The organism is Methanomethylovorans sp. (genome assembly GCF_041305605.1).
Taxonomy (GTDB): domain Archaea; phylum Halobacteriota; class Methanosarcinia; order Methanosarcinales; family Methanosarcinaceae; genus Methanomethylovorans.
The window spans coordinates 1-9,153 of the sequence record NZ_JBFYLB010000082.1; the positions used below are offsets into that span (position 1 = coordinate 1).

At 38.4% G+C, this 9,153-nt stretch carries 11 protein-coding genes; 9 read left to right on the forward strand and 2 right to left on the reverse strand.

All coding sequences use genetic code 11. The features are described from left to right. Nucleotides 1–248 precede the first annotated feature (248 nt). From ACCM36_RS05230 to ACCM36_RS05240, 3 genes are all read left to right on the forward strand, one after another. Nucleotides 249–824, forward strand: a complete 576-nt coding sequence (locus ACCM36_RS05230; RefSeq protein WP_370572696.1) for a DUF4256 domain-containing protein — start codon at nt 249–251, stop codon at nt 822–824. A gap of 284 nt (nt 825–1,108) precedes the next feature. After that, nucleotides 1,109–1,951, forward strand: a complete 843-nt coding sequence (locus ACCM36_RS05235; protein WP_370572697.1) for an EamA family transporter — start codon at nt 1,109–1,111, stop codon at nt 1,949–1,951. Between the two features lie 388 nt (nt 1,952–2,339). Then, nucleotides 2,340–2,816 carry a DUF2798 domain-containing protein gene (locus ACCM36_RS05240; protein ID WP_370572698.1) on the forward strand — a complete coding sequence of 159 codons (477 nt, stop codon included), beginning with the start codon at nt 2,340–2,342 and terminating at the stop codon, nt 2,814–2,816. A 347-nt stretch (nt 2,817–3,163) separates the two neighbouring features. On the opposite strand, the gene ACCM36_RS05245 is transcribed toward ACCM36_RS05240, so the two are convergent. Beyond that, nucleotides 3,164–3,916 carry a class I SAM-dependent methyltransferase gene (locus tag ACCM36_RS05245; RefSeq protein ID WP_370572699.1) on the reverse strand — a complete coding sequence of 251 codons (753 nt, stop codon included), beginning with the start codon at nt 3,914–3,916 and terminating at the stop codon, nt 3,164–3,166. A gap of 476 nt (nt 3,917–4,392) precedes the next feature. On the opposite strand from ACCM36_RS05245, the gene ACCM36_RS05250 reads away from it, so the two are divergent. Beyond that, nucleotides 4,393–4,587: a hypothetical protein gene (locus ACCM36_RS05250; protein ID WP_370572706.1), complete on the forward strand. Its 195-nt coding sequence runs from the start codon at nt 4,393–4,395 to the stop codon at nt 4,585–4,587. Here the strand turns inward: ACCM36_RS05250 and ACCM36_RS05255 are convergent. Continuing rightward, entirely contained in the window at nt 4,562–4,798 is a 237-nt protein-coding gene (locus ACCM36_RS05255) for a hypothetical protein (protein ID WP_370572700.1), read from the reverse strand. The genes ACCM36_RS05250 and ACCM36_RS05255 overlap by 26 nt on opposite strands. Nucleotides 4,799–4,861: 63 nt before the next feature. On the opposite strand from ACCM36_RS05255, the gene ACCM36_RS05260 reads away from it, so the two are divergent. From ACCM36_RS05260 to ACCM36_RS05280, 5 genes are all read left to right on the forward strand, one after another. Next, nucleotides 4,862–5,521: an undecaprenyl diphosphate synthase family protein gene (locus tag ACCM36_RS05260; protein ID WP_370572701.1), complete on the forward strand. Its 660-nt coding sequence runs from the start codon at nt 4,862–4,864 to the stop codon at nt 5,519–5,521. Between the two features lie 119 nt (nt 5,522–5,640). Further along, on the forward strand, nt 5,641–5,904 hold the full coding sequence (locus ACCM36_RS05265; protein ID WP_370572702.1) for a hypothetical protein: 264 nt from the start codon (nt 5,641–5,643) through the stop codon (nt 5,902–5,904). A gap of 517 nt (nt 5,905–6,421) precedes the next feature. Further along, a complete protein-coding gene (locus ACCM36_RS05270; RefSeq protein WP_370572703.1) occupies nt 6,422–7,096 on the forward strand; it encodes an NAD(P)H-dependent oxidoreductase in 675 nt (224 codons plus the stop codon). A gap of 43 nt (nt 7,097–7,139) precedes the next feature. Then, nucleotides 7,140–8,489: an NAD(P)/FAD-dependent oxidoreductase gene (locus tag ACCM36_RS05275; protein WP_370572704.1), complete on the forward strand. Its 1,350-nt coding sequence runs from the start codon at nt 7,140–7,142 to the stop codon at nt 8,487–8,489. Next, the gene (locus tag ACCM36_RS05280) at nt 8,486–9,112 is read left to right on the forward strand and encodes an alcohol dehydrogenase catalytic domain-containing protein (RefSeq protein WP_370572705.1); all 627 of its coding nucleotides are present in this window, start codon (nt 8,486–8,488) and stop codon (nt 9,110–9,112) included. Before ACCM36_RS05275 ends, ACCM36_RS05280 begins: the two co-directional genes overlap by 4 nt. Nucleotides 9,113–9,153 lie beyond the last annotated feature (41 nt).

Consider the following 9,153-nt stretch of genomic DNA (forward strand, 5'->3'; position numbering starts at 1 on the left):
ATTTAAGTAAAGCTAAAAAGTAGCGGGAAGAATCGGATAATTGGGAATGATCATTCTTGATTTGTCTGACCGAAGAATTGAAGTGGGGGTAAACTTCTTTACATATTTTCGAAAAGTAACATAGTTACAATTGTTGGATTTAAAGACTACTGTGCGCTTTTGTTTTTAAGAGGTGTTTGTTGAATGGTACCAATGGTATTAGGTAATTATATGCCCAACACTTTGTTCAACGGAGGGAATGGAAAAGTATGAGCAACATTGACAGCAATAAAAAGGAGTTGTCATCAGGACAACGTGAAGAACTACTCAGCGTGTTGAAAGTCCGTTTTGAGAAAAACATGAACCGCCATAAAGGTCTTGAATGGGCCAAAGTGCAAGCAAAGCTGGAAGATAATACTGAAAAACTGTGGTCGCTAAATGAAATGGAAAGAACTGGCGGTGAACCGGATGTTGTTGGTTATGATGAAAAGACCAGAGAATACATTTTTTGTGATTGTTCCGCAGAAAGTCCAATAGGCCGCAGAAATGTTTGTTATGATGGTGAAGCTCTGGAATCAAGGAAAGATCATAAACCAGATAATAGCGCTATTGATATGGCAGCTGCCATGGGAATTGGGCTTTTAACGGAAGAACAATATCGAGAGTTGCAGAAACTTGGAAATTTCGATACGAAAACTTCAAGCTGGCTGAAAACACCTTCTGATATTAGAAAACTCGGCGGCGCCATCTTTGCTGATCGCCGCTATGACACTGTCTTCGTGTATCACAACAGTGCACCCTCTTACTATGGCTCCAGAGGGTTCCGTGGATTGTTAAGGGTCTGAATTTAACACAGACAGCGAAGTATTGATCAATATCAGAATCTCAAGATAAGCACTTTAAGAGTTATAAGAAAGGGCATATTCAGCATGAGGGGGTTTTTATAGCCTTAGTATCGGCTGTGTGAAAATATCTTCAGTTATAAATAATCCAAGGGAAGCGATAAATATATGCGACAATACTCCATATTTTTCAAATCACTTTTCTACTTCAAACCATCGCCTGACAGATAATACAAACAGATACGTTTAGAAAAGTACTTGGATTTGAAAATTACTGGAGAAACAAAATGATATCTATTGATCTTGCTATTATCTTTGGGCTTGTATCTGCATTATCATGGGGTGCAGGGGATTTTGTAGGTGGATGTGCTACCAGACGGACAAGTGCTTATACTGTGGTTCTGGTCACCCAGATCATGGGTATCATTATATTCCCAATTCTTGCAATTATATTTTCAGAGACCATACCTTCACTCAACTATCTCATGTGGGGTGCTTTTGCAGGCTTTTTTGGAGCTGCGGGGTTGATAGCACTATATATAAGCCTGGCCAATGGGAAAATGAGTATAGTTTCTCCTCTGGCTGCAGTAATCTCAGCGATCATACCTGTAATATATTCATCTTTGAATGAAGGTATTCCTTCCATTTTTAAGATCATAGGTTTTATTTTCGCATTTATTGGAATATGGTTCATTGTTTGTATGAATATTGGACCGAATCTAAAAGCAAAAGATCTGGAATATCCGCTACTTGCAGGTATATTGTTTGGTTTGTTCTTCATATCCATTGATAACTTCAGTGCTACTGCAATTTACTGGCCATTAACAGTTTCAAGGATCATAGCATTCATCATGCTCACAGGGTTCATAATGCTAACGAAGACTGTCAGTAAACCCGCATCCGATGTAATTCTGATAGTTATCCTTGCAGGATTATTTAATACAGGAGGTGCTATCTTATTTGCTCTGGCTTCAGAAACCGGAAGATTGGATGTTGCCACAATTCTATCCTCCCTGAGTCCTGCAGTTACAGTATTATTGGCGTGCATATTATTGAAAGAACAACTTGTTCCGCGTCAATGGGTAGGAGTAATAGCTTCCCTGATCGCAATAATCCTTATATCGATCTGATAGGAACTGAAAGAATGGATGCTAAAGACTTTATTAGAACAGAAAGTTATTCTCTCAGGCTTAAACCTTCAGGCGCAAATACTCCAATATACAGGAGTACTACTGATAGTATCACTAATAATAGTATAAGAGGATCGTGATCTTTGCAAGACTTTTTGCTTGATAATTTTTTGTTTTTCTCAGCAGTGATTTTAAGGTGTTTTTATCCAAGTATTTAATTTTGAATAATTAACTGAACTAGAAATGATCATAAATAGCCGTTAAATTTATCAATGATCCTGTATACTAGTTCGCTGTTATAAGAAGATGTCAATTTTTTGATACATATAAACACTCCTTGTGTTAAACTTTCTTATTAATAAAAAATTCACATGCACAAGGTGGGAATTTGATAACAAATAGAAAAGAAAATCTAATCCATACATTCATGTATGTTTGCTTTATGGCATTTGTAATGACAGCATACAACATAACAGTCCATCAGGGATTTTCTGCAGATATTATTAAAGTGACCTGGTTAAGTTTCCCTCTTACTTTCATAGTGGCATTTACACTTGAATATTTTATTGTAGGAAGGCATGGGATGAAACTGGTATTCAAATTACATAAACACCATCACACCCCTTTTCAGAAAAGAGCTATAACTGCATTAGTTATTGTTGCCGGAATGGCAACTTTAATGTCATTATATTTTTCAATATCAACAGTTGGTTTTTCAAAGGAATTACCTTTAATCTGGGCTTCTAATCTCGCTATCAATTCTTTATTTGCGTATCCTCTAATAGTTTTTGTTGCGGGTCCTCTTGTTGGTTTTGTATTTAGAAAAATATTCCCGGAAGGTTCTATTGTGGATATTACGAAGTGATATGCTATTGATCTCAGTAGGCCTGAATTCACTATTGATAGACAGGCTTCTGATGATATAAGGCAAAAGATATTGAGCATTTCCTATACAGAATGGAATAATATGGGATTCTCTAAGGGAACATTGCATTACATGAAACAGAATCCAAAGGGTATAGGTCCCTTTGGAAATAGAACTCATTTCTAGGATCAATATAAGTTATTTTCTCTATCTTAGTATCAATCCCTATTCTCCCTTCTGTTATGAGCAAGTCACCCTATATACGATATTAGATATTATTCTTCTTTGATTGCTGCTTTGATTTCTTTTTGAGTTTCTGGATCATTTAATTGCTCATCAGTAACAGGTCATTTATTTGCGTTCTTCTGAAAAATGTAGAATGCATAACCATATTCATCTGGGTATTCTCTGAAGAGCTCTATCTCTTTTCTGTTAAACTCAAGTATCGTTTCTGCATCGGTGTTTCCTTTATAGCTATCACTGATGTCATCGACTCTTTTTTCCAGATGGGAGTAAAAATCATACCAGATAGAAGCTGGCAGTTTAAAGTGGTCAATGATATCATATCCTGCTGCCATGATAACTTTTTCAGTGTCAGGTATGTTCATGATACCAGGATATATATCCTGCCAGAATTGAAGCACTTTCGAAGAAGGTTCATCCGTGAACCATGTGTTCTCTGTCACTGCCATATAACCCCCTTCTTTCAGAAACTGTTTCCAGTAGCTAATTCCTTTTTCAAAACCAAGGATAAAGATGGAGCCTTCTGACCAGATGATGTCGAATTCTCCTGCTTCAAAAGGCAGGTCATCCATGGAAGCACAAACCGTGGTAATCCTGTCATCAACTCCTTCTTTAACTGCATTTTCCATCAGTTTATCCAGAAAAGGCTGGTAAATGTCAGTTGCAGTGATGTGACAGTCGTTGCAGATCTTCGCAAGATGTATTGTCTGCATACCCACACCGCAACCAATGTCAAGGATCTTAGTGCCTGCAGGAAGGGAAGAAAGCAAATTAAAGGCTTTTTCAGTACATTCATTACTGCCAGGACCCTGCCTGGGCAATCCATCAAATATCTCAAAAATTGGCGATTCTGTCATAAAGCTTGTAAATAGATAACTGTTTAAATCTTTTGTGGTCTCGGGATTATGATTGCGCTTTCATCAATATGTTTCTTAAGATTCTTCAAGCTCTCTAACTTGATTCTGATCTGTTCTTCTGATTTCATCTCTCACACTTCCTTTATTATGGGGTTTTGGAAAATCAGCAATTTAGGTTTTGCATTTTATCAATTAAAGATATTTGAAAACTTAAGCGTACAAAAAAATACAGTTACCTATAACCCTTAGAAAAAATTCGGGGATATTATACCAGGCTATTTTTCCGCCGTTAAAATAAAATATTTCATATAATATTCCTCCAAATAAGTACAATCAAAAGTTACTGTTAAAAACTGTAAGTAAAAATCATGTTATCTTTTTAGATAATATAAAACAAAATTCTTCTGTACCACCAAAAAGATATGCATAATTACACAACGAAATTAAATTGATTTTTTATACGATTCCTTGTTGATCTGGCTGTTATCAATCTGATAGAAACTGAAAGAATGGAAACTACAGACTTCATTAGAACTGAATATTCTCTCAGGCTTAAACCATCAGGTGCAAAAAAGGTAACTGAAGAGTTCCAGAATTGGATGAACAAAAAAGCTCCATATCAGAAAAACTCAGGGGAGATTGGGATTAAGCACAGAAGTGCTTTAGCTTAATCCCTAGTTTCCTTGCTTCCTCAGGAGTGAGAGCCAGTATATTTTCTTTTATTCCATCCTCATTAACAGAGACCTGTACTTTATCCACATCAAGAGCCTGTTCTTCAATATTGTTAACTTTCTTTCCTATGTAGATTACACCATCAGCATACACATGCTGTCTTTCCAGGAGATATAGGAGGATATATTTTGTCCGGAAAGTATCAAACATTTAAAATAGAGGGTTAATCAGAATCTTCTATGGTATTTTGAGCAAAGAATAGGGGATAATATTGTGGAAGTGCCAAAATTTAAAAGATTGCCAAGACATATTGCTATAATACCGGATGGTAACAGAAGATGGGCTCAAGCCAGAGGCTTGGAAAAACATGAAGGTTATGACAATGGAATAATTCCAGGATTAAAAGTATATGATATATGCGTGAGACTTGGAATAGAAGAAGTTACTTTTTTTGGTTTTACTCAGGATAACACAAAAAGGTCTGAAGTTCAAAGAAAAGCGTTTGTAGATTCTTGTATAAAATCAGTTCAAGAACTTTCAAAACGTGACGCTGAACTACTTGTAGTAGGGAATACTAATTCGGATATGTTTCCAAAAGAGTTACTCCCATATACAAAGAAAACTAAATTTGGAAAAGGTAAAATAAAGATAAATTTTTTGGTAAACTATGGTTGGTATTGGGATTTAACATATGCATATGATAATTCTTCAGATAAAGAAAAAATGGTAGAAAACATTGCATCAGCAGATATTACAAGAATAGATTTACTTATTCGCTGGGGAGCAAGATGTAGACTCAGTGGAATGCTTCCAATTCAAACGGTATACTCAGACATATATGTAGTTGATGAAATGTGGCCGGATTTTAAGCCAGAACACTTGTATAATGCATTAGAGTGGTATCAAGATCAGGATATTACTTTAGGTGGGTAAAAAACAGTTCATCCTATGTTATTTAGGAATTATGCGGATCTGTATAGAAAACATGCACATTATGTTTTAACCACCGAGTTCACAGAGAACACAGAGAATAACAATAGTTATCCATCTCCGTGAACTCTGTGTACTCTGTGGTTGCATCTGCCCATAGTCGAGATTGTAGCCTTTTTGGAGCATTTGGGTCCTTGCATCAGTACTGGCATGATTTTTCCTATTTTCTGGAACCCAGTTTCGATGAAAAAGCTCTGGACCTGCAATTGATGGCGGATGTGAGGCTGCGTATTTATAAGTTTATTCCAGTCTTCCTGCGTTTTGCATTTGACCGGAGGGTGCTCAAAACAGACTGGTTACTGGTGCGTACCTATAGAGAATCTTGAATTAGAACTCTGATTTAAAACCTATTCTTTTTTTGTTTCGATGAAACTGCTATCGATACATACAATATTCATTGAAAACTTACCTTTGTGATAAGCAGAATCCCGAAGGGATTCCATTATCTTGTCCCATATCCCTGCCTCTGACAATAAACCTTTGGTCACGAGACCTTAAAGCAATATCAAGGGCTTGAGTGTTCATTCATTTATCAGTAGTTGAATTCATAAATATGACTAAAGCGTGACGGTTCTTAAGTATCTATTCACCACTCTGATATTAATTTTTACTAACCTATTATTATTCAGGTGATATTCCGAGATAGCATTGTTTTACCTATTATTTAATCAAAAATAGCAGCGATGTAAATATAAATCATCAACTCACATAATTATTGTTTGTGAGTTTCTTCTTAGTACGAACGTCTGCTGGAAAAATCAGCTGACATGCTCGTGGTTGGATGCAGCAACAAGTGTTTGCCGTTGTTCCCTGAATTATATAAGGTACATTGGAGGAAAGGATATGAAAGTTTTAGCAATCAACTCAAGCCCAAAAATGGATAAGGGTAATACAGCTCGAATACTGAATCCATTTCTCGAAGGGATGAAAGAAGCAGGAGCAGAAGTAGACCCCTTCTATACGAGGAAACTCAATATCAAGCCATGCACTGGTGAGTTCAATTGTTGGTTTAAGAAACCTGGAGAATGCTATATAGATGATGATATGAAACTGCTCTATCCAAAGATAGGGGAAGCAGATGTACTTGTGTTTGCTTCACCACTATATGTAGATGGAGGTAATGGTCCCATGAAGAACCTTTTTGATAGGACGCTTCCAGGGATTCAGCTATTTGTAGAATTGTGTGATGGTCGCTCTCGTCATCCAGTACGTGGAACTCCCAAGAATCAGAAGATGGTACTGATCTCAAACTGTGGATTCTGGGAGATGGAGAATTTTGATCCATTAATTGTTCACATGGAAGCCTTCTGCAAGAATGTGTCATTTGAGTTTGTAGGAGCACTAATGCGTCCTTATGGTGAAGCTATACAGAGCATGCTGGAAATGGGAGCACCAATAGGTGATATCTTTGAGGCTGCAAAAGATTCCGGAGCAAATGTTTTTGCAACGGGGTCATATATACTCAAAAGTAAGGATGTGAGAAATGCCTTGAAGGAGCTTCAGGATGCAGCAGCATGAGATGTCATGTGCTTTGTAAAATGATCTAAATGAGGAGATATCGATGACAGAAAAATATGATGCTTTTGTAATTGGAACCGGTGCTGCAGGAACCACCTTTGCATATAAGTTAAATGCAGCCGGATGGAAAGTGGCAATAGCAGACTGCAGGGAGTATGGAGGGACCTGTGCTTTAAGAGGATGTATTCCAAAGAAAGTCCTTGCAGGTGTAGCTAATATAGTCGATGAACACAACAGAATGCTTGGAAAAGGCATTGATGGTGGGAAGATCGCTATTGACTGGTCCTCGCTCATAGACTACAAGAGAACTTTTACGGAGGATCATCCCGGGAAAAGGGAAAAAGGCTACAGGGATGTAGGGATTGATACATACCACGGAATCGTACGTTTTGCAGATGAATCCACCCTGATAGTAGGAGAGAAGAAGATCACGGCTAAATACATTGTTATAACAACCGGTTCAAAACCTCGCAAACTGAACATTCCGGGTGAGGAATATCTTGTCACAAGCGAGGAATTCATGGAACGTAAGGAATTGCCAAAAAGAATCATCTTTGCAGGGGGAGGCTACATTTCTTTCGAATTCGCACATATCGCGGCAAGGGCAGGCTGTGATGTGAAAATTCTTCAAAGAGGAGATAGTGTATTGAAAGAGTTCGATTCTGAACTGGCGGATATGCTTGTAAAGGCATCTGAAGATGCAGGTATCCATGTGATTAAAGGGAAAGAACTCAAAAATATTGAAAAAACTCCAGATGGCTTCAAAGTGACAACCTGCTGCAAGGATAGTGGAGAAGATGAGGTATTCTTCGCAGATATGATCATCCATGGACTTGGTAGGGTTCCGGCGATCGAAGAACTGCAACTTGATAAAGGCAATGTTATCCTTGATAAAGGGGGCATAGCCCTGAACGAATACTTCCAGAGCGTTTCCAACCCAAGAGTATATGCAGCTGGAGATTGCATACGGCCCGGTCCACCCCTTACTCCTGTTGTCAGCATGCAGGCAGATATTGCTGCAAGCAATATGATAGAAGGCAACAAATACACAGCAGATTACAGTGTTATTCCCTCCACAGTATTCACGATTCCTCCTCTTGCGGGTGTTGGCATCACTGAAAACGTTTCATCAAATAAGCACAAGGTCCTTTTCAATGACATGAGCCAATGGTACTCATCCAGAAGAACAAATTTGGGGTATGCTGCCTCCAAAGTTGTAATCGATGAATCTAATGACACTATACTGGGAGCACACTTACTTGCACCCAATGCTGAAGAGGTGATTAATCTTTTTGCAATGGCGATGAGATATGGTCTGACAGCTACTCAGCTCAGTTCAATGGTGTTTGCCTATCCCAGTATAGCATATGACATAAATTACATGCTGAAATGACAGAAACCCTGTTCCCGGAAACACGACTACAACCAATTCATTCAAGAGAAGGCAGTTCTACGAAAGCTATAGCCGTAATCCCAGGAAAAAGCAACAGTGTTCATATAAGGGATATTCCGCTACAGGATATTAAGGTCGAGCTTATAGGGCTTGACGGGACTGACCGTGAGATCAATGAAGGGTTGTATGGTGAAGCTCCCAAGGGTGAGGATTTTCTTGTGATTGGCCATGAATCACTTGGGATCGTTGAAAGGGTCGGACATAAGGTTAATTCATTAAAAAGAGGCGATATGGTCGTTTGCACTGTCAGGAGGCCTGATGGTTGTATCAACTGCCAGGCCGGTGAATTCGATCTGTGCCTTGATGGGAATTATATGGAAAGAGGGATTAGAGGGTACCATGATCTTCTCGCAGAGTACTATTCAGAAGAAGAGCGCTTTCTGGTAAATGTCCCTGAAGTCCTGGGAGTTCTTTTGGAGCCTGCCAGCGTTGCAGAAAAAGCGATACTTACAGCTTTTGCAGTGCAGGAAAGAATGAGATGGGAACCTAAAACTGCAATGGTGACGGGTAAAGGGGGTTTTAGGGCTTATAACAGCCATGCTACTGAAAATAAGAGGCTTTGATGTTGTGTCAGTTGATGGATCGGACAATGCATATAAGATCG

Excerpts from the sequence above, each read along its gene's own strand:
- ACCM36_RS05230 (WP_370572696.1), top strand. The coding sequence starts at position 249 with ATGAGCAACATTGACAGCAATAAAAAGGAGTTGTCATCAGGACAACGT.
- ACCM36_RS05235 (WP_370572697.1), top strand. The coding sequence starts at position 1,109 with ATGATATCTATTGATCTTGCTATTATCTTTGGGCTTGTATCTGCATTA.
- ACCM36_RS05245 (WP_370572699.1), bottom strand. The coding sequence starts at position 3,916 with ATGACAGAATCGCCAATTTTTGAGATATTTGATGGATTGCCCAGGCAG.
- ACCM36_RS05255 (WP_370572700.1), bottom strand. The coding sequence starts at position 4,798 with ATGTTTGATACTTTCCGGACAAAATATATCCTCCTATATCTCCTGGAA.
- ACCM36_RS05270 (WP_370572703.1), top strand. The coding sequence starts at position 6,422 with ATGAAAGTTTTAGCAATCAACTCAAGCCCAAAAATGGATAAGGGTAAT.
- ACCM36_RS05275 (WP_370572704.1), top strand. The coding sequence starts at position 7,140 with ATGACAGAAAAATATGATGCTTTTGTAATTGGAACCGGTGCTGCAGGA.
- ACCM36_RS05280 (WP_370572705.1), top strand. The coding sequence starts at position 8,486 with ATGACAGAAACCCTGTTCCCGGAAACACGACTACAACCAATTCATTCA.